Genomic DNA, 18,644 nt, shown 5'->3' on the forward strand with positions numbered 1-18,644 from the left:
GGCCGGCATTGTCGGGCGAGCGACAGCGTCATGAAGATGCTGTTCGGATCGTCGAGGTAGTCGCCGAACGGTGGACACTCGACGAAACCGGCTCCGGCATACAGACGACGCGCCGGTGCGAAGAATTCCATCGAGGCGGTCTCCAACGAGAGCCGTGTAACCCCTCGGCCTTCGGCCTCCTGAATCAGGTGCTCGAGCAGGGCGCGTGCAATTCCTCGTCCTCGTAGGTGGGGAGCGGTGCGCATGCGGCCGGGTTCCGGAGCTCCGACAGATCGAGGGCGTGCCGACTTTCCGCCGGTGCGGTGGGGGCGATGTCGTCCAAGTGCGCCTGTAGGAAGAGCGCCAGGCTCGAATCGTCGAAGTCGGCACGTTCGAAAACGGGATCCACACGTGAATGGTGACCGACGGCCGGCGATTCCGTCGGACGTGAATGTGCCGAAACCGGCGGTATTGCTATACGTAGACATATACGTATACTCGTGCCATGGCTACGATGGCCTCATGCCGAACAAGACGATCTACGTCTCCGATGCCGACCTGCCGGTGTTCCAGCGCGCCCAGGAACTCGCCGGGGGCAATCTCTCCGCGGCGATCTCCAAGGCTCTGCACCGCCTCGTCGAGGTCGAGGAAGGGCGCCTGGAAGGCTTCGAGGAGATCACCGTCCGGGTCGGTGTCGGCGCCGGGAAACTGCAGCGGTTCCAGGGGGTACTGCTGGCCGACTGGAACCGATCCACCGCCACCGGGACCGAGCACTACCGCGTGTATCGAACGCGCACCGGCAAACTCGCCGTCCACGTCTCCCGGCCGAAGGGCTTCGTGCACACCGCCGGCAAGGACGGCCAGCTGACCGGCTGGCGCAAGCATTTCGCGACCGACCAGCAGTGGGGGGAAACCCCCGCGGCCGCGATCCTCGAGGTCTACGACACCTTCGAGGACCTGCGGGCGGAGGTCCCCGCCGAGCTGGCCGCTCTGGTGGAGGTCAATGCCACCGAACCCGAGGTCGAGGACCTCGACATCTGACGCTCCCGGCGGTGCCGGGGGCACCCGGTCCCACCGCGAGGAGTGTTCATGTCCACCCACCCTGCCCCGGCGATCGAGATCGCCGGGCTCCGCAAACAGTACGGCGACCGGACCGTGCTCGACGGCCTCGACCTGACGGTGCCGGCCGGTACCGTCACGGCGCTGCTCGGGCCCAACGGCGCCGGCAAGACCACGACCGTCTCGATCCTGTCCACGCTGCTTCCCACCGACGGCGGCACCGCGCGGGTTCTGGGCCACGACGTCGCCCGTGAACCGGACATCGTGCGGAGGCTGATCGGGGTGACCGGTCAGCTGTCGGCGGTCGATCCGCTGTTGACCGCCACCGAGAATCTGCGGCTCATGGCCGATCTGTTCCACCTGCCCCGATCCGAAAGCCGCAGCCGCATCGCGGATCTGCTCGACCGATTCGGCCTCGCCGAGGCTGCGCGCAAGCAGGCGCAGCAGTTGTCCGGCGGCATGCAGCGCAAGCTCGACCTGGCCATGACCCTTGTCGGCGATCCGCAGGTGGTCTTCCTCGACGAACCCACCACGGGCCTGGATCCGCGGGCCCGCCGCGACCTCTGGGATCAGGTGCGGACCCTGGTCGACGGCGGCACGAGTGTACTGCTGACCACCCAATATCTCGACGAGGCGGACCATCTCGCCGACCGCGTCGCCGTCCTGCACGGCGGCCGCCTCGTCGCCCACGACACCCCGGCCGGACTCAAGGCCGCTCACGACGCCGGTTCGCTCGACGACGTCTTCCTCACCCTGACTGCACCGACCGACACGAAGGAGGTGGCGTGATGACCGCCGCCGACGCCACCGCATTCGCTCCCGCGCTCGTTCCGGCGGGCCCGTCCGGCCTGACCCGCGCCACCCGCGATCTGGTGACGATGATCAGGCGCGGCCTGCTGCGCATGGTCCGCTACCCGTCGCTGACCGTGACCGTCGTCGGAATGCCGGTCGTGCTGTTGCTGCTGTTCGTGTACGTCTTCGGTGGCGCCTTCGGAGCCGGTGTCGCCGAAGGTGTTTCACCGGGAGCCGGGGGTCGCGCCGCCTACCTCGAGTACCTCACGCCGACCATGCTCGTGATGACCGCGGCGGCCGTCGCACAGTCCACCGCGATCGGCGTCGCGATGGACATGACCGGGGGCATCGTCACGCGGTTGCGCACCATGCCCGTCGCACCCGTGTCGGTACTCGGCGGCCATGCCGGGGCGGCCGTCGTGCAAACCATGGCGGCCATCGCGGCGGTGCTCGGTGTGGCCGTCGCCCTGGGATTCCGCCCGGGCGCAGATGCTGCCGAATGGCTTGCGCTGGTGGGTTTCCTGGCTCTGGTCGCGCTCGCGCTCACCTCGCTGTCGGTCGCGATGGGCGTGGCCGCGCGCAGCGTCGAGTCGGCGTCGAACACCCCGATGATCCTGCTGCTCCTGCCGTTCCTGGGTAGTGGGTTCGTGCCGGTCGAGACCATGCCCACCGCGGTGCGCGTGTTCGCCGAATACCAGCCCTTCACACCGATCATCGAGACCGTCCGTGGACTCCTCGCCGGCACCGGCCCGGAGGCGGCGACCGCCGGGATCGCCGTCGCGTGGTGTGTGGGCCTGACCCTCGCCGGCTGGCTGTGGGCGCGGGCCGCTTACCGCCGGCCCCGCGTCTGAGTGCGGGGCGAGCGTCGCCACACCTTCACGGCCTCGGTGACCAACGGAATCTGCAAGGGCAGTCGCGCGACCGCGGCTGCCTTTGCCGCGGGCAAGAGTCGGTCGCTGCGCAGCCACGACACGGCCATCTGAATGTTGGCGGGAAACACCGCGACGAACAGCACCGCGGCGAGGGCACCCCCGAGCCGGCGCGTGCGCGGAACGACCAGTGCGGTACCGACGGTCAGTTCCGCCGCACCCGACGCGTAGGTGTAGGCACGGGCGTCGCCCGGCAACGCCCTGGGCACGATCCGATCGAACGGTTGCGGGCGAACGAAGTGCAGTGTTCCGGAGCCGAGCAGCAGCGCGGCGAGCCGCAGGGCGGGCGCGCGGGCCGGTTGCGTGGACATGTGAGCCACGGTAGCCCTCTGAGCGTAGGCTGCGACGCGATGTCTGCACGTTCCGGTGCGGGCAACCGACGACGAAGAGGTGGAGTCCACGCAATGCCCGGCAGGTTGCGCGCGCGGTTCAGCCGCTCCGATCAGCTCACCGAGCGCCCGGATTTCGCGCTGGTGGGCGTCCTGCGTGTGCCGCAGGAACAGCAGAGCCCCGGCGTGGCGATCGCCCGGAGGATCGGGTACGCGCTCGCCGCACTGGCGCTGGCGGTTCTCGTCGTCTACATCGACCGCGACGGGTACCGCGACGTGCAGGACAACGAGATGTCCCTGCTCGACTGCATCTACTACGCGACGGTCTCGCTCTCCACGACCGGATACGGCGACGTCACCCCGTTCACACCGGAAGCGCGGCTGATCAACGTCCTGGTGATCACCCCGCTGCGGATCTTCTTCCTCATCGTCCTGGTCGGTACGACCCTGTCGGCGCTCACCGAGAATTCCCGCCAGGCATTCAAGATTCAGCGTTGGAGGCGCAAAGTGCGTAATCACACCGTCGTCATCGGCTACGGCACCAAGGGCCGTACTGCTGTCGACGCCATGCTCGGTGACGGCATTTCACCGTCGGACATCGTGGTCGTCGACATGGACCCGGTGGTGCTGGAGACGGCGGCCGGGCAGGGGCTGGTGACGGTGCAGGGGTCGGCGACGAAGTCGGATGTGCTGCGCCTGGCCGGGGTGCAGCACGCGTCGGCGGTCATCGTCGCCGCGAACCGCGACGACACCGCCGTGCTGGTGACACTCAGCGCCCGCGAGATCGCGCCGAAGGCGAAGATCGTCGCCGCGATCCGCGAATCCGAGAACACCCATCTGCTGCGCCAGTCCGGCGCGGACTCGGTGGTCATCTCGTCGGAAACCGCGGGACGGTTGCTCGGCATCGCGACGACCACCCCGAATGTCGTGGAGATGATCGAGGATCTGCTGACCCCGGAGGCCGGGTTCGCGATCGCCGAGCGCGACGTCGAACCGGGCGAGGTCGGCGGATCGCCGCGGCACCTGTCCGACATCGTGCTCGGCGTCGTCCGCGACGGGCGCCTGCTGCGCATCGGTGCCCCGGAGGTCGATGCGGTCGAGGCGAACGACAAACTGCTCTACATCCGCCGGGTGTCTGGCTGATCCGCCGGCGCGAGGCGCGGATAAGGTGCAGGGCGTGACCCGTTTCGAACTGTCCGGCACCCCGTTGCTCTCCCGCACCGTCGTCGACCGTGCCGAGGAATTGCGCTCCGACGTCGAGGCGTTGCGCGCGGGCTGGGCGCAGGCCCGGCTGCTGCGCGTCGACCGTCGTGGTCAGGTGCCGGTGGACGGCGACCAGATCGTGTTCGGCAAGGCCGTCGAACTCGGGCCCGAACCGCAACCGGGCGCGGTGTTCCTGGGGGTGCGCGAGGACCGGCATATCTGGGCCGTCCGCGTGCTCGCGCAGACCGGGAAGGTCGCCGACCTGCGTCGGCTGGGGGAGCGTCTCGACAGTGCCGACGCGGACCTGATGGTCAGCGCAGTCGCGCTGCTCAACTGGCACGACCAGGCCGGGTACAGCGCGATCGACGGATCCGTGACCGAACCGACGATGTCGGGATGGTCGCGCATCAGCACCGTCACCGGTCACGAGGAGTTCCCGCGCACCGACCCCGCAATCATCTGTCTCGTGCACGACGACGGCGACCGCGTGCTCCTCGCCCGGCAACCGACCTGGCCGGAGCGACGCTTCTCGGTGCTCGCCGGATTCGTAGAGGCCGGCGAATCCCTCGAATCCTGCGTGGTCCGGGAGATCCGAGAAGAGGTCGGACTCGACGTGCGTGACGTCCGCTACCTGGGCAGCCAGCCGTGGCCGTTCCCGCGGTCGGTGATGCTCGGGTTCGCCGCGGTCGCCGACCCGGACCAGCCGTTCGAGTTCCAGGACGGGGAGATCGCCGAGGCGTTCTGGTTCACCCGCGAACAGGTCCACGCGGCCCTCGAGGTCGGGGATTGGGCGTCGCCCGAGGACGCGCCGCTGCTGCTGCCCGGGTCGATCTCGATCGCGCGCGGCATGCTCGAAGGCTGGGCGAACGCCTGAGTTCGCCGACCTACAGGATCCGCTCGGCCGTCAGTCGTCCACTCTGACGATTGCGTCGGCGGATGACTGGCGACCGAGCGGATACGAACAGAAGCTACAGGCCGAGCACGGCCTTGACCTCGACCAGCGACGGGTTGGTGGCGGTGCTGCCGTCCGCATACTTCACGGTCGGGACGACGTGGTTGCCCCCGTTGACGCTGCCGACGAACTCCGCGGCGGCCGGATCGGCCTCGATGTCGATCTCGGTGTACGCAATGCCGTTCGCATCGAGCTGCGTCTTCAGACGGCGGCAGTAGCCACACCAGGTGGTCGAGTACATCGTGAGGGCGGGGGTTTCGATCGTCATGCTGGCGAGAACACCACATCGAGGCGGATCTGTTCCCGACGGGGTGCCGAATGTGTTCTGCGCCACAGGCGTCGAGGGAGTCGCGGCAACCGGCTGTCGGGACGCACTGCCATGATGGAGGCCATGCGAGTGGATGCGGCGGTGGACGGGCTGGACCCGGAGCAGGCGGCGGCGGTACTCGCCCCGCGAGGCCCGGTATGTGTACTCGCCGGCGCCGGCACCGGCAAGACCCGCACCATCACCCGGCGCATCGCGCACCTCGTGTCCGCCGGTCACGTCTCCGCCGGCCAAGTCCTCGCGGTGACCTTCACCGCCCGCGCGGCGGGGGAGATGCGGTCCCGCCTGCGTGCACTGGGAGTCGGCGGATCCGGCCCCCAGGTGCAGGCCCGCACCTTCCACGCGGCCGCGTTGCGGCAACTGCGCTACTTCTGGCCGCAGGTCGTCGGAGACATCCCGTGGCAGCTGCTCGACCGCAAGTTCGCGGTCGTGTCCCAGGCCGCGCACCGCGCCAAGTTCGCGACCGACACGGACACGGTGCGCGACCTGCTCTCGGAGATCGAATGGGCGAAGGGCTCGCTCATCGCGCCCGAGGACTATCCGGCCGCGGTCGCGCGGGTCCGCCGCGAACCCCCTGCCGAGGCTTCCCGGGTTGCAGCGGTCTACGAGATCTACGAGAAACTCAAGGTCCGCGAGGAGGGGATGTACCTCGACTTCGACGACCTGCTGCTGCACACCGCGAGCGCGCTCGAGGAGAACAGCGCCGTCGCCGAGGAGTTCCGCGATCGGTACCGCTGCTTCGTCGTGGACGAATACCAGGACGTCACCCCGCTGCAGCAGCGCGTCCTCGACGCGTGGCTCGGCGACCGCGACGACCTCACCGTCGTCGGCGACGCCAACCAGACCATCTACTCGTTCACCGGCGCCACCCCGAAGTACCTGCTCGACTTCACCCGGCGCTTCCCCGATGCGACGATCGTGCGCCTCGAACGCGACTACCGCTCCACCCCGCAGGTCGTCGACCTCGCCAACCGGGTGATCGGCGCGGCCCGCGGCCGCATCGCCGGCACCCGGCTGCAGCTGATCGGGCAGCGCCCGCCCGGCCCCGAGCCGCACTTCGCCGAGTACGACGACGAACCGGCCGAGGCCACCGCCGTCGCGAAGGCGATCGCCAAGCTGCTGCGCGACGGGGTCGACGCCGCGGAGATCGCGGTGCTGTACCGGATCAACGCGCAGTCGGAGGTGTACGAGCAGGCGTTCACCGAGGCCGGGATCCCGTATCAGGTGCGCGGCGGTGAAGGGTTCTTCCAGCGCGACGAGGTGCGGCAGGCCGTCAACGCGCTGCGGCAGGTGCACAATCGCGACGACCTGCCCGAGGAATCGGGCCGGGGCACCGGGCTCCTCACCCTCGTCCGCGCGGTCCTGGTGCCGCTAGGCCTCACCGACACCGAACCGGCGGGTGCGCAGGCCCGCGAACGCTGGGCGTCGCTGACCGCGCTCGTGCAGCTCACCGAGGAACTGCTCGAGCACCAGCCCGAACTCACCCTCGACGAATTGCTGCGCGACCTCGCGGCACGCGCCGAAGCTCGGCAGCCACCGACCGTGCAGGGCGTGACCCTCGCATCGCTGCACGCCGCCAAGGGCCTCGAATGGGACGCCGTGTTCCTCGTCGGACTCACGGACGGCATGCTCCCCATCAGCCATGTCACCGGCGACAGCAACACCCCGCCGGACGAGGCGGGCATCGAGGAGGAACGCCGCCTGCTGTACGTCGGGGTGACCCGCGCCCGCGTCCACCTGCACCTGTCGTGGGCGCTGTCGCGCAGCGAGGGCGGTCGCCGGACGCGGCGCCGGTCCCGGTTCCTGCACGGGCTCATCCCGGAGGACTCGCCGGCCTCCCGCATCGCGACACCCCCGCCCTCGAAGAAGAAGCGGCCGCAGTGCCGGGTGTGCGGCAAGCCGCTGATGGGGTCGACGTCGACGATGCTCGGCCGGTGCGAGACCTGCCCGTCGAACCTCGACGAGGACCTGCTGGTGGCCTTGAAGAACTGGCGGCGGGAACGCTCGAAGGAGCAGAAGGTGCCGGCCTACGTCGTGTTCAGCGACAACACGCTCGTCGCGATCGCCGAGCAGCGGCCGGGCGACACCCGATCACTGGTGGCGATCCCGGGGATCGGTGCGAAGAAGCTCGAGCAGTACGGCGAGGACGTGCTGGCCCTCGTGCGCGGCGAACGCACCGCGGACACTCTCGACCTCTGACCGCAAAACCCTCTGACCGCAAAACCCTATGACTGCAAAACCGCAGGTAGAAAATAACTTGTGCGATCGACGGCATCGAATCTAGGCTGGACGATGTTGTCACGGGAAGAGCTCGTGCGCGAACGATGTGAGGAGGTGGCCACGATGATCGGCTTCAAGGCAGCTGCAGCAGCACTGGCCGCCGCGCGCGTCGTGGCGCCGCTCGCTGCCGCACGGCAGGCGCATCGCCCCCGCGCCGCCGCCGCCTCGTCCGTGGCCCGAAGCCGGTTCCGGGAGATTCCCCGGTAACCAGCCCCATCGTTTCGGCCACGGACCCCGCTCAGCGGACCGTGGCCGTTCTTCTTTCCGGCCACCGGTTCGCTCACATCATCCGAACCAGCCAGAAGGAGGCCCTTGTGCCGACCGCAACTGTGCCCACCACGACGACCGTGACCGTGACCGAGATCGTCGTCGCGATCGACCGGACCGGGGCGGCACGTGTGCGTGAACTCCCGTGCCGACAGGACAACCCGGACCTGTGGTTCGCCGAGACCCCGGCCGAGCTCGAGCAGGCCAAGGCGCTGTGCACCGGCTGCCCCATCCGCACGCGCTGCCTCGCGGCGGCACTCGATCGCGCGGAGCCGTGGGGTGTGTGGGGCGGCGAGATCTTCGATCGCGGAACCGTCGTCGCACGCAAGCGTCCCCGGGGTCGCCCCCGGAAACAGTTGGTGTGCGCGTGAATTCGTGACCACTCCGGACCCGGTCCGGGGCCCTCGGGATCAGGGGATCACTCGAGGACCTCGGACCGGTCGTCCGTGAAACCGGGCAACCATTCCGACAGGATGCGCATGTACGGTGCGTACGCGTCGAGCTGCGCGCAGATTCCCACCGAGCCCAGCAGCACCCGGAACACACTCACGTACTCCGGCGGCAGGTTCAGCGTCCGCGCGGTGCGGAACTGCGGGCTCGAGAAATCGGTGGCCGTGCCGGCGGCCTTCTGCAGCCACGCCCGCGTGAAGTGGAACGATTCGGTGCGGATCGGATCGGTGAACGGCCGGAGGTAGTCCGCGATCTCGCGGTCCGTCACCTCCTTGCCGGGCAACACGAACCGATGCGAGTACAGCAGTTCGGTCAGCTCGTCGAACCGCTCCTCCACGGCCAGGCGCACCATCCGGCCCAGCACCGGCGGCAGCCCGTCGGGCATCGCCGCGGTCGCTCCGAAATCGATGATGCCCAGGCGGCCGTCGTCGAGCAGCATGAAGTTCCCGGGATGCGGATCGCTGTGCAACAGCCCGACCACGGCGGGCGAGGCGAAATGGAACTCGGCGAGCAGCGCCCCCGCGCGGTTGCGCTGCTCGCGGGTGCCGTTCTGGATGATCGCCGACAGCGGTGTTGCCGAAAGCCATTCGGTCACGACCACTTTCGGTGCGCTCGCGACGACGTGCGGCACCAGGAAGCGGGGGTCGCCGTCGAACGCCCGGGCGAAGGCCCGCTGGTTGTCCGCCTCGATGCGGTAGTCGAGTTCCTCCTCCGTGCGGGCGGTCAACTCGTCGAGGACCGGACGAACATCGGTCCCCGGCATGACCGTCCCGAACAGACCCGCGAATCGTTGCAGCGTGCGCAGATCCGCGCGCAACGCCTCGTCGGCACCCGGATACTGCACCTTCACCGCGACGTCGCGACCGTCGGACCACACCGCCCGGTGCACCTGCCCGATGCTCGCCGACGCCGTCGGCACGTCGTCGAACGAGGAGAAACGCTCGCGCCAGCGGGTTCCCAGCTGCTGATCGAGTACCCGGTGCACGGCCTTCGCGGGCAGCGGCGGAGCCTCGGACTGCAGCTTGGTCAGTGCCTCGCGATACGGCTCGGCGAACTCCTCCGGGACGGCGGCCTCCATGACGCTCAGTGCCTGCCCGAATTTCATGGCGCCGCCCTTGAGCTCGCCGAGGACGGAGAACAACTGCTCGGCCGCCTTCGCGGCCAGCTCGGCGTCGATCTCGTCGCGGTCGCCGCCGGCGAGTCGGCGTCCGAAACCGACCGCGGCGCGTCCGGCGATCCCGAGCGGGATGCTCGCCAGCTTGGCGGTGCGGGAAGAGCTCTTACGGGGAATCTCGGCCACGCCCACCATCATGCACGACCGGGCTCCGTCATCGGTCCGCACGTGCATCGCGGATGCCGGAACCAACGGCGTGTCGTGAACCGGTGCGCGCCGAGGTCCACCTCGAGGGTGCGGTCGATCAGGATCGGCGCGTTCTCCGGCCGGCCGGCCGCGAGGGCGTCGATCTGCCCGACCGCGACCGCCGCGGTCGCGAGGACCACGGCAGGGTCGGCGCGTCCGACCCGGCCCCACAGCTGGGTCGCCAGGTGCGGCCACGCGGGATCCAGATCGGTGCGAGCGAGGTCCGCGCAGCGCAGGCAACTGGTCCGGCCGGGGACCACGAACGGGCCGACGACACCGCGTCCGTCCCGGAGCCGGACCGGAAGGTGCGGGATCCGGTGCCGCATGAGATCCAGGACGAGATTCGGATCCGGCGTCAGATCGTCGGTGAGCAGTACGCAGTGCACGTTCCAGGTCGTGACGTCGCTGGTCTGCGGATACGAACCGGACCGCGACACCCGCACCGACGACACCGTCAGGTGCGCGGCGACCGCATCGGCGATCGGACCGTCTCCGTGGATCCGCACGCGCGGTTCCGTCGTGGTGGCCGGACCGGTGTGTGCCGCGGGGTCCCACAGCGCCCCGCACGCGACGAGATCGTCGAGGATCGCGTCGACCGCGGCCGCGTCCATGCCGCGATCCGCGACGTGGGCGAGCACCGTCTCACGCGGGTGGCGACCGTCGAGCATCCGCAGCACGGTGAGCAGATCGAACGTGTCGATGCCCTCCGGTGGGGCCAGCAGGGCACCCGTCTCGGGTCCCCAGCCGAGCTGGACGGTGCCGTCCGGGCGGCGCAGCAGTTCGAGGCAGGGGTCCAGGGCGGGGCCGGACGGGTGCGCAGGTGACGACGTCATGACGTCGAGTCTGACAGCCGCCTGGTCCGGCAACGCCCCCCGATCAGCGGGTTATCCACAGGCAGAAACCGGTTGCTGCCTGCGGAAACAGGGCGTCAGGCCGATTCGTCGGGACCGGCCTCGCCGCCCTGCTCGCCGTTGCCCTTCTCCTTCTCCGCGCGCTCGCGTTCCTCGACGGCCCGCAACTGGGCGATCGGATCGTCGAACGCCCCGGTGTCGCCGCCGAGAACCCGGTCGACGAATCCGGCCGGGCTGTCCAGGTCGGACGACTCGGGAAGCAGGTCCGGATGGGCCCACACCTTGTCCCGCGCGTCCGTACCGGCCTGCTCGGTGAGGGTCCGCCACAGCGCCGCGGCCTCCCGCAGCTTGCGCGGCCGCAGTTCGAGGCCGACCAGCGTCGCGAAGGTCTGCTCGGCGGGACCGCCCGACGCACGCCGGCGACGCAGGGTCTCGCTCAGCGCCGACGTCCCGGGGATCCGGTCGCCGAGCGCGTCGGACACGACGGTCTCCACCCAGCCCTCGACGAGCGCGAGCAGTGTTTCGAGCCGTTCGAGCGCCTGCTTCTGTTCCGGGGTGGTCTGCGGTTCGAGGGCGCCCTGCTTGAGAATCTCCTCGAGCTTCGACGGATCGGTCAGCGCGGACGGGTCGAGGCCCTGCGCGAGATCCTCGATGGCGGAGAAATCCATGCGGATGTTGCGGGCGTAGTCCTCGACGGTCGAGAGCAGCCGCTGCCGCAGCCACGGCACGTGGCTGTACAGACGCTGGTGCGCCGCCTCGCGGGCGGCCAGGAACACCAGCACCTCCTGCGCGGGCTGTTCGAGGCCGTCACCGAACTTGTCGATCGCTTCGGGCAGCAGCGCCGCGGTTCCGGCCGGGCCGAGCGGCAGGCCGATGTCGGTGGAGGTCAGCACCTCCTTCGACAGCTGGCCGAGCGCCTGACCGAGCTGGGAACCGAACGCGAGCCCGCCCATCTGCCCGAACATGCCGAGCATGGGGCCGGCCATCTGCCGGGCTTCCTCGGGCAGGCCCTGGATCCACATGCCGTTGATCTGCTCGGCCACCGGATCGCACAGCCGCTTCCAGGTGTCGAGAGTGTTCTCGAGCCACTCGACCGGCGTCCACGCGACCGTGCGGGTCGCGCCCGCCGGGAGCGTTGTCGCACCGTCGAGCCACAGTTCCGTGAGGTGCGCCGCGTCGCGGATCGCATCGGCTTCCCCGGAGGAGACCGGCGTGAAGGACCCGACCTGCTGCCGGGCCAGTTTCATGGCGACCTCGTAGTTCACCGGCCCGGTGCCGCCGGTGCCCATCGCGTTGCCCATCCCGCTGAGCATCTGGCCGAACTGGGAGAGCATCTGGCCGAGCTGGGCGGGGTCGAAGCCCTGGGCGCCGAACGGGTTGGCGCCGGGGTCACCACCACCGAACGGGTTCGCACCGCCCGGCAGCCCGAAGCCGAACGGGAAGCCGCCGGACGCACCGCCCTCGGATCCGGACCCGCCGGTGCCGGAGCTGTCGTCTTTCTTCCGGTCCGGGTCGTCGTCGGAGTTCGAGAAGCCGAAAGGCGTGTCGCTCATGTATCCAACGGTACAAGGCGTCCATGTATCCAACGGTACAAGGCGTCCGACGGCGATCGGTCCTGCGTGGTCACGCTGATCGCGAACATCGGCTGCCGCTACCCTGGACCGGGTGAATCGACGGTTCGTGACGCCGCTCGCGGTGCTGGTCCCCCTTCTGGCTCTGGCGGGTATCGCCACCAACGTGAAGGTTCCGTACGTGGCGCTCGGCCCGGGGCCGACGTTCGACACACTCGGCGAGGCGGACGGCAAGCCCGTCGTACAGATCGACGGCATCGAACCCGACACGACCACCGGTCAGCTGCGGATGACCACTGTCGGCGTCAACGACCAGCTGACTCTCGCGCAGGCACTGACGGTGTGGATCAGCGACCGGTACGCGCTCGCCCCGCGCGAGACCGTGTATCCGCCGAATGTCAGCAAGGACGACGTCCGTGCCGCCGACCAGGCGCTGTTCACCCAGTCCGAACGCAGCGCCGAACTCGCCGCGCTGCACCACCTCGGTCTGCCGGTGACGGTGCGGGTCGCGCAGGTCGGCGAGGACGCGCCCGCGACCGGCGTGTTCCGCGAGGGAGACCAGATCGTCGCGGTCGCGGGGGAGCCGGTGACCACGGCCGGAAGCGTGCAGCGCGCCGTCGGGGCGGCCGCACCGGGTACGGAACTGGCCGTCCAGGTCCGCCGCGACGGCATGGACGAGGACGTGCAGGTCACCGTCGCGGCGCGTCCGGGTGACCCGGAGAAGGGCTACCTCGGGATCACCACCGAAGAGGTGCCCGAGGTGCCGTTCACCGTCACCTTCAACCTCGCCGACATCGGCGGCCCCTCGGCCGGCCTGATGTTCAGCCTCGCCGTCGTCGACAAGCTCAGCCCCGGCCCGCTCAACGGCGGGCTCGCCGTCGCGGGCACCGGCACCATCGATTCGGACGGCAAGGTCGGACCGATCGGCGGCATCACCCACAAGCTCGACGGCGCGGTCGACGACGGCGCGACCTACTTCCTGGTGCCCGCGGACAACTGCGCCGAGGCCCTCACCGACGTCCCCGACGGGCTGCAGCTGATCCGGGTCGAGTCGCTCGACGACGCGATCGACGCCCTCGCGACCGTCGCCGCCGGTGGCGACGCACCCACCTGCGCGTGACCGCGGGACGTCAGTCCTCGTCGGGTTCGAGCGTCGCGTAGAGCGCGGCGACCAGGTTCGGCGCCAGGTTCTCGTAGGTGCGCAGTTCGATGCCCGCGAACGGATCCTCGTCCTCGGTGGGGCGCAGCTGCAGCAGGCACAGCGACGGCCCGTCGCGCAGCACCCCCGCGATCAGGCGCGCCTCACGCCGCTCGGGATGACTGTGCGCCGCGAGCCGCGCCGCCTCGTCCGCGGCGTGCGCGTCGGCCAGCCGCGGCGCGAGCGCGTCGTCGAGATCGGACTCTGCGCTGGGCGGCAACACCACGATCTCCTGGACCAGCACACACCCGGCCACCGACGACGGCCAGCTGGTCGTCGCCAGGAATTCGTCGAGCGCGGGACTGCCACCCTCGACGTCCTCGGGGAAGGCGTCCTGTTCGATCGGGGTGTATTCGCTGCCCTCGTCGAGCCGGTCACCGAGCGATGGTTCCTCCGCAGCCAGCAGCGCGGTCGGGACCAGCGCGAACATCACCGGCGGACGGCCCCAGCCGTCGGCGTCGACGAAGTCGACGATCTCGCCGACGCAGCGGCGCAGGCCTTCTTCGGAGGGGACGGGAAGATGCTCACTCACCGTCCTATCCTTGCACCGTGAGCCGGCGGTGAATCACCGCGGCTCACGGGACCGGTTCCGTGAGTCCGCCGATTCGGCGGCAGGAGCGATTCGTTCCGTAGAGTTGGGGCGAAACGGTCACCGGTGTACGCGCGCGGCGCGCGATGCACGGGGGCGAGCAACTGCGGCGTGATCCGGCGCCGCCGAAGAGTTGGGAGTGTGACACGTGGGAATGAGGCCCCCATCAGGGGTACCCACCCTGTCCAAACGCAGCAAGGTTCTGCTGATCCTCGCGCTGGTGGTGGCGGCCTTGTTGTTGCTCGGTCCCCGGCTCGTCGACGCATACACCAACTGGCTGTGGTTCGGTGAGGTGGAGTACCGCGACGTGTACGTCAAGGTGCTGGTGACCCGCATCGTCCTGTTCGTGGTCACCGCGCTCTTCGTCGGCGCCGTCGTGTGGCTGGCGATGCTGCTGGCCTATCGATCGCGGCCGGTGTTCGTGCCCACGGCCGGTCCCAACGACCCGGTCGCGCGATACCGCACCACGGTGATGACCCGCATGCGCGTGTTCGGGCTCGGCATCCCGATCGTGCTGGGTCTGCTGTCGGGTCTGGTCGCGCAGGCCAGCTGGGTCACCGTGCAGATGTTCTTCAACGGCGGCTCGTTCGGCACCGTGGATCCGCAGTTCGGGCTCGATGTCGGGTTCTACGCGTTCGACCTGCCGTTCTACCGGTTCCTGCTGAACTGGATGTTCGTCGCGGTGATCCTTGCGCTCATCGCGAACTTGGTCACCCACTACATCTTCGGCGGTATCCGGCTCGCCGGCCGCGGCGGCAACGTCAGCCGTGCCGCGCGGATCCAGCTCGCGGTTCTCGCCGGTGTGTTCGTCGCGCTCAAGGCGATCGCCTACTGGCTCGACCGGTACACGCTGCTGTGGAGCGGCCGCAAGGAACCCACGTTCACCGGCCCCGGCTACACCGACATCCACGCGGTGCTGCCGGCGAAGCTCATCCTGCTGGCCATCGCGGTGATCTGTGCGATCGCGTTCTTCGCCGCGATCGTGCTGCGGGATCTGCGGATCCCGGCGCTGGCCACCGCGTTGCTGGTGCTCTCGTCGATCCTCGTCGGCGCGGTGTATCCGCTGGTCGTCGAACAGTTCTCGGTGCGCCCGAACGCCGCGGACAAGGAATCCCCGTTCATCGAACGGAACATCGCCGCGACCCGCGAGGCGTACGGCATCACCGACGACAAGGTGGAGTACCGGGACTATCCGGGGGTCGGCACCGCGTCGCCGAGCGGTGTGCCCGCGGACCTGACGACCATCGCGAACACGCGCCTGCTCGACCCGAACGTGCTGCCGCGCACGTTCACCCAGCAGCAGCAGCTCAAGAACTTCTACGGGTTCCCGCAGTCGCTCGACATCGACCGGTACAGCGTGGACGGGAAGGTCGAGGACTACATCGTCGCCGCCCGCGAGCTGTCCCCGTCGAGCCTGACCGGCAACCAGACCGACTGGATCAACCGCCACACCGTCTACACGCACGGCAACGGCCTGGTCGCCGCGCCGGCGAACCGGGTCAACGCGGCCGCCAGCGAATCGGCGGAGGAAGCCGCCAACAGCAACAGTGGATACCCCGTGTACATGGTCAGCGACCTCGCCTCGCTCAAGGCCGACAGCCAGGTGATCCCGGTCGAGCAGCCGCGGATCTACTTCGGTGAGGTCATTGCGCAGGCGAATCCGGACTATGCGATCGTCGGTGCCGCCGGCGACTCCGGGCCGCGCGAGTACGACACCGACACCGACAAGTACACCTACGACGGTTCCGGTGGTGTCTCGATCGGGAACTGGTTCAACCGGCTCGCGTTCGCCGCGAAGTACGCCGAGCGCAACATCCTGTTCTCCGGCGCGATCGGCGAGGATTCGAAGATCCTGTTCAACCGCGACCCCCGCGACCGCGTCACCAAGGTCGCGCCGTGGCTGACCGCCGACGGCGACGCCTACCCGGCAGCGGTGAACGGCCGGATCGTGTGGATCGTCGACGCGTACACCACGCTCGACAACTATCCGTACGCGCAGCGCAGTTCCCTCGAGGGTCTCGTCGAGGACAGCATCGACCAGAACACCGGCCGGTTGCTGCCCCGCAAGGAGGTCTCGTACATCCGCAACTCGGTGAAGGCGACCGTCGACGCGTACGACGGAACGGTCACCCTGTACCAGGTCGACGATCAGGACCCGGTCCTGAAGGCGTGGATGGGTGTGTTCCCGAATGCGGTGACCCCGCAGGAGGCGATCACCGACGAGTTGCGTTCGCACTTCCGGTACCCGGAGGACCTGTTCAAGGTGCAGCGCGAGATGCTCGCGAAGTACCACGTGGACGACCCGCGTGAGTTCTTCACGAACAACGCGTTCTGGTCGGTGCCGTCGGATCCCACCGTCGAGACGAACGCCAACCAGCCGCCGTACTACGTGCTCGTCGGCGACGAGGAGACGGCTGCGCCGTCGTTCCGGCTGACCTCGGCGATGGTCGGCTACAACCGGCAGTTCCTGTCGGCGTACATCTCGGTGGACGCCGACCCGAAGGACTACGGGAAGTTCACGATCCTGCAGTTGCCGACGGACACCCAGACGTTCGGTCCCGAGCAGACGCAGAACGCGATGATCTCCGATACCCGGGTGGCGTCGGAACGGACGTTGCTCGAGCGGTCGAACCGCATCCACTACGGCAACCTGCTCACCCTACCGATCGCGGAGGGCGGCATCCTGTACGTCCAGCCGATGTACACCGAACGCAACTCGACCGGAGGCAGTACGTCCACGTTCCCGCAACTGTCGCGGGTGCTGGTGAGCTACCGCGAACCGGGACAGGGCGGCGGCGTGCGCATCGGCTACGCTCCGACGCTGGCAGGCGCGCTGGATCAGGTGTTCGGCAGTGGCGTCGGCAATGCGGCCACCGCGCCGGGCGGCGAATCGGCACCGACCGCACCGGCGGAGCCGGGCGCGAACGGTGAACAGGCGCAAGGGTCCGTGCCGCAGCCCGCACCGCAGCCGGCGGCGCCGGCTCCGGTGCCCGCGGACCGGGCCGCCGCCGTGAACGAACTCGACGCCGCGCTGACCGAGCTGAGCAACGCGCAGCGCAGCGGTGACTTCGCGGCCTACGGCCGGGCCCTGGAACGGGTCCAGAGGGCGGTCGACGCCTACCAGGCGACCGGCGGCTGATCGGTAGGTTCGACCACGAAGCCGGGCCCCGCACTCAGTGCGGGGCCCGGCTTCGTTGCGTTCGGTCAGCGGCCGGCGACGTCGATCAGCTGCTGGAACTGGGCGCCGAGACCGTTCTGCTCGGCGAGGACGTGTGCGGCGTCGATGGCCTGCTGCACCTGGTCGCCGGGCACGGGGGCCTCGGGCGCGACCGGAGCAGCCGGGGCCGGCGCCGGGGCGGGTGCCGCCGGAGCGGGCGCGGGCGCGGGAGCGGACTCGGTGGTCAGGTACTGACCGCACACCGGCCACGCACCGGGACCCTGGGACTGCAGGGTGTTCTCGGCGACGCGGATCTGCTCTTCCTTCGACGCGGTGTGCGGGCTGCCGGTGCCGCCGTTGGCGGTCCAGGTGCTCTGCGAGAACTGGAGGCCGCCGTAGTAGCCGTTACCGGTGTTGATGGACCAGTTTCCGCCGCTCTCGCACTGCGCGACGCCGTCCCAGTTGTGGGTGGCTGCGGAGGCGGTGCCGGTGGCCAGGCCGACGGGGAGGGCGACGAGGGCGCCGGTGACGACGGCCATGCCCAGGCCGCGCTTGCTGAACAGAGTGGTCATGCGGGTGGATCCTCTCCGCGCTCGCTGACGGCGGCGGGCCCTGGCGTCCTCGTCACACCGGATTCGGCGTCGATCGGGAGTGGGCGCGTGTCGTGGCCGCGTCCCTGCCCCTCGAAGGATTCGTAGGCACCGGATCCTGCGGGGCAGGGTGTCAGCAGCGGCAGTCCGGTGTTGGCCCGGTGGTTTCGGGCCGGGACCGACCGTACAGAGCCGTCGCGTCGGCGTATACCCACCCGATTCGGCGGACGCGTGTCCAACTGGTGAGACCGTCGAACGGCATTCCCCCAGGTCGGCGGTCGAAAATAACGGTCAACCACCCGTTCTGTTACACGCCCGTTATGTGAAATGAATCATGGGCGGAATGTGGTCCGGGTCACCCTTTTCCACCTGTTGTCTCGGGTGGCGGACGCCGATTTTCGATTCGGCGGGCCGACGGGTGTCGTCCCCTGGAGGTGGCCGTGCAGGCGATTTGCCTTCGGTTCGAACGCTCGTGTAACTTCGTTTCTGCAACGCGGGGTGGAGCAGCTCGGTAGCTCGCTGGGCTCATAACCCAGAGGTCGCAGGTTCAAATCCTGTCCCCGCTACCACCGAAAGGCCGGCATCCGAATTCGGATGCCGGCCTTTCCTTTTGCCTGCTTCCCCCGCTTTTTCCGAGGGTTATAGGCCAAAATGTGTGTACAGCCCTCGGTGTGTCGCCCTGGTTCACCGGCGTGATCTGCCCGCCCAACCATGTTGGAGACCGTTGCCGTCCTCCCAGCTGAAGTCGGTGCCCATGGTCGGG

At 69.3% G+C, this 18,644-nt stretch carries 16 protein-coding genes, 1 tRNA gene and 2 pseudogenes; 11 read left to right on the top strand and 8 right to left on the bottom strand.

Annotated elements, in window-relative coordinates:
* Nucleotides 1-26: 26 nt before the first annotated feature.
* A pseudogene (locus M1M07_RS03195) lies at nt 27-346 on the bottom strand (GNAT family N-acetyltransferase); the annotation flags it as partial.
* Nucleotides 347-501: 155 nt separating this feature from the next.
* Here M1M07_RS03195 and M1M07_RS03200 point away from each other — a divergent pair.
* The 3 genes and pseudogenes from M1M07_RS03200 to M1M07_RS03210 all read left to right on the top strand — a co-directional run bounded on the left by M1M07_RS03200 (nt 502) and on the right by M1M07_RS03210 (nt 2,681).
* Nucleotides 502-1,020 carry an EXLDI protein gene (locus M1M07_RS03200; RefSeq protein WP_248673282.1) on the top strand — a complete coding sequence of 173 codons (519 nt, stop codon included), beginning with the start codon at nt 502-504 and terminating at the stop codon, nt 1,018-1,020.
* 48 nt (nt 1,021-1,068) lie between these two features.
* Nucleotides 1,069-1,725, top strand: a pseudogene (locus tag M1M07_RS03205) (ABC transporter ATP-binding protein); the annotation flags it as partial.
* Between the two features lie 101 nt (nt 1,726-1,826).
* Nucleotides 1,827-2,681, top strand: a complete 855-nt coding sequence (locus M1M07_RS03210) for an ABC transporter permease (RefSeq protein WP_248673283.1) — start codon at nt 1,827-1,829, stop codon at nt 2,679-2,681.
* Here M1M07_RS03210 and M1M07_RS03215 read toward each other — a convergent pair.
* On the bottom strand, nt 2,660-3,070 hold the full coding sequence (locus tag M1M07_RS03215; protein ID WP_248673284.1) for a MauE/DoxX family redox-associated membrane protein: 411 nt from the start codon (nt 3,068-3,070) through the stop codon (nt 2,660-2,662). The two genes, M1M07_RS03210 and M1M07_RS03215, sit on opposite strands and share 22 nt — an antisense overlap.
* A gap of 93 nt (nt 3,071-3,163) precedes the next feature.
* On the opposite strand from M1M07_RS03215, the gene M1M07_RS03220 reads away from it, so the two are divergent.
* Nucleotides 3,164-4,231, top strand: a complete 1,068-nt coding sequence (locus M1M07_RS03220; protein ID WP_248673285.1) for a TrkA family potassium uptake protein — start codon at nt 3,164-3,166, stop codon at nt 4,229-4,231.
* A 34-nt stretch (nt 4,232-4,265) separates the two neighbouring features.
* Nucleotides 4,266-5,165: an NAD(+) diphosphatase gene (gene nudC / locus M1M07_RS03225; protein WP_248673286.1), complete on the top strand. Its 900-nt coding sequence runs from the start codon at nt 4,266-4,268 to the stop codon at nt 5,163-5,165.
* A 94-nt stretch (nt 5,166-5,259) separates the two neighbouring features.
* Here the strand turns inward: nudC and mrx1 are convergent, their stop codons facing one another.
* Nucleotides 5,260-5,511 carry a mycoredoxin Mrx1 gene (mrx1, locus tag M1M07_RS03230; protein WP_231611136.1) on the bottom strand — a complete coding sequence of 84 codons (252 nt, stop codon included), beginning with the start codon at nt 5,509-5,511 and terminating at the stop codon, nt 5,260-5,262.
* Between the two features lie 123 nt (nt 5,512-5,634).
* Here mrx1 and M1M07_RS03235 point away from each other — a divergent pair, with 123 nt between their 5' ends.
* The 3 genes from M1M07_RS03235 (at nt 5,635) to M1M07_RS03245 (ending at nt 8,486) form a co-directional block, all read left to right on the top strand.
* A complete protein-coding gene (locus M1M07_RS03235) occupies nt 5,635-7,767 on the top strand; it encodes an ATP-dependent DNA helicase UvrD2 (RefSeq protein ID WP_197254313.1) in 2,133 nt (710 codons plus the stop codon).
* A gap of 144 nt (nt 7,768-7,911) precedes the next feature.
* The gene (locus M1M07_RS03240; RefSeq protein ID WP_197254315.1) at nt 7,912-8,055 is read left to right on the top strand and encodes a hypothetical protein; all 144 of its coding nucleotides are present in this window, start codon (nt 7,912-7,914) and stop codon (nt 8,053-8,055) included.
* Nucleotides 8,056-8,201: 146 nt separating this feature from the next.
* Nucleotides 8,202-8,486 carry a WhiB family transcriptional regulator gene (locus tag M1M07_RS03245; protein ID WP_307846392.1) on the top strand — a complete coding sequence of 95 codons (285 nt, stop codon included), beginning with the start codon at nt 8,202-8,204 and terminating at the stop codon, nt 8,484-8,486.
* Nucleotides 8,487-8,533: 47 nt separating this feature from the next.
* On the opposite strand, the gene M1M07_RS03250 is transcribed toward M1M07_RS03245, so the two are convergent.
* From M1M07_RS03250 to M1M07_RS03260, 3 genes are all read right to left on the bottom strand, one after another.
* Nucleotides 8,534-9,877, bottom strand: a complete 1,344-nt coding sequence (locus M1M07_RS03250) for an AarF/ABC1/UbiB kinase family protein (RefSeq protein ID WP_197254317.1) — start codon at nt 9,875-9,877, stop codon at nt 8,534-8,536.
* Complete coding sequence (locus M1M07_RS03255; protein WP_197254327.1) at nt 9,874-10,758, bottom strand: TOMM precursor leader peptide-binding protein; 885 nt, start codon at nt 10,756-10,758, stop codon at nt 9,874-9,876. Before M1M07_RS03255 ends, M1M07_RS03250 begins: the two co-directional genes overlap by 4 nt.
* Before the next feature lie 95 nt (nt 10,759-10,853).
* Nucleotides 10,854-12,329 (bottom strand): zinc-dependent metalloprotease, encoded by a 1,476-nt coding sequence (locus M1M07_RS03260; protein ID WP_248673287.1) that lies wholly within the window; start codon nt 12,327-12,329, stop codon nt 10,854-10,856.
* Nucleotides 12,330-12,441: 112 nt separating this feature from the next.
* On the opposite strand from M1M07_RS03260, the gene M1M07_RS03265 reads away from it, so the two are divergent.
* On the top strand, nt 12,442-13,467 hold the full coding sequence (locus tag M1M07_RS03265; RefSeq protein WP_197254329.1) for a PDZ domain-containing protein: 1,026 nt from the start codon (nt 12,442-12,444) through the stop codon (nt 13,465-13,467).
* A gap of 10 nt (nt 13,468-13,477) precedes the next feature.
* On the opposite strand, the gene M1M07_RS03270 is transcribed toward M1M07_RS03265, so the two are convergent.
* A complete protein-coding gene (locus M1M07_RS03270; protein ID WP_248673288.1) occupies nt 13,478-14,077 on the bottom strand; it encodes a PPA1309 family protein in 600 nt (199 codons plus the stop codon).
* Between the two features lie 205 nt (nt 14,078-14,282).
* Here M1M07_RS03270 and M1M07_RS03275 point away from each other — a divergent pair, with 205 nt between their 5' ends.
* On the top strand, nt 14,283-17,273 hold the full coding sequence (locus M1M07_RS03275) for a UPF0182 family protein (protein ID WP_248673289.1): 2,991 nt from the start codon (nt 14,283-14,285) through the stop codon (nt 17,271-17,273).
* Nucleotides 17,274-17,338: 65 nt separating this feature from the next.
* On the opposite strand, the gene M1M07_RS03280 is transcribed toward M1M07_RS03275, so the two are convergent.
* On the bottom strand, nt 17,339-17,863 hold the full coding sequence (locus M1M07_RS03280; protein ID WP_197254332.1) for a transglycosylase family protein: 525 nt from the start codon (nt 17,861-17,863) through the stop codon (nt 17,339-17,341).
* Nucleotides 17,864-18,373: 510 nt separating this feature from the next.
* Here M1M07_RS03280 and M1M07_RS03285 point away from each other — a divergent pair.
* Nucleotides 18,374-18,450 (top strand) — tRNA-Met (locus M1M07_RS03285).
* Nucleotides 18,451-18,644 lie beyond the last annotated feature (194 nt).

Origin of the sequence: Rhodococcus sp. HM1, assembly GCF_023218075.1 — a bacterium.
Classification (GTDB): domain Bacteria; phylum Actinomycetota; class Actinomycetes; order Mycobacteriales; family Mycobacteriaceae; genus Rhodococcus.

Excerpts from the sequence above, each read along its gene's own strand:
- M1M07_RS03200 (WP_248673282.1), top strand. The coding sequence starts at position 502 with ATGCCGAACAAGACGATCTACGTCTCCGATGCCGACCTGCCGGTGTTC.
- M1M07_RS03210 (WP_248673283.1), top strand. The coding sequence starts at position 1,827 with ATGACCGCCGCCGACGCCACCGCATTCGCTCCCGCGCTCGTTCCGGCG.
- M1M07_RS03215 (WP_248673284.1), bottom strand. The coding sequence starts at position 3,070 with ATGTCCACGCAACCGGCCCGCGCGCCCGCCCTGCGGCTCGCCGCGCTG.
- M1M07_RS03220 (WP_248673285.1), top strand. The coding sequence starts at position 3,164 with ATGCCCGGCAGGTTGCGCGCGCGGTTCAGCCGCTCCGATCAGCTCACC.
- mrx1 (WP_231611136.1), bottom strand. The coding sequence starts at position 5,511 with ATGACGATCGAAACCCCCGCCCTCACGATGTACTCGACCACCTGGTGT.
- M1M07_RS03235 (WP_197254313.1), top strand. The coding sequence starts at position 5,635 with ATGCGAGTGGATGCGGCGGTGGACGGGCTGGACCCGGAGCAGGCGGCG.
- M1M07_RS03240 (WP_197254315.1), top strand. The coding sequence starts at position 7,912 with ATGATCGGCTTCAAGGCAGCTGCAGCAGCACTGGCCGCCGCGCGCGTC.
- M1M07_RS03250 (WP_197254317.1), bottom strand. The coding sequence starts at position 9,877 with ATGATGGTGGGCGTGGCCGAGATTCCCCGTAAGAGCTCTTCCCGCACC.
- M1M07_RS03255 (WP_197254327.1), bottom strand. The coding sequence starts at position 10,758 with ATGACGTCGTCACCTGCGCACCCGTCCGGCCCCGCCCTGGACCCCTGC.
- M1M07_RS03260 (WP_248673287.1), bottom strand. The coding sequence starts at position 12,329 with ATGAGCGACACGCCTTTCGGCTTCTCGAACTCCGACGACGACCCGGAC.
- M1M07_RS03280 (WP_197254332.1), bottom strand. The coding sequence starts at position 17,863 with ATGACCACTCTGTTCAGCAAGCGCGGCCTGGGCATGGCCGTCGTCACC.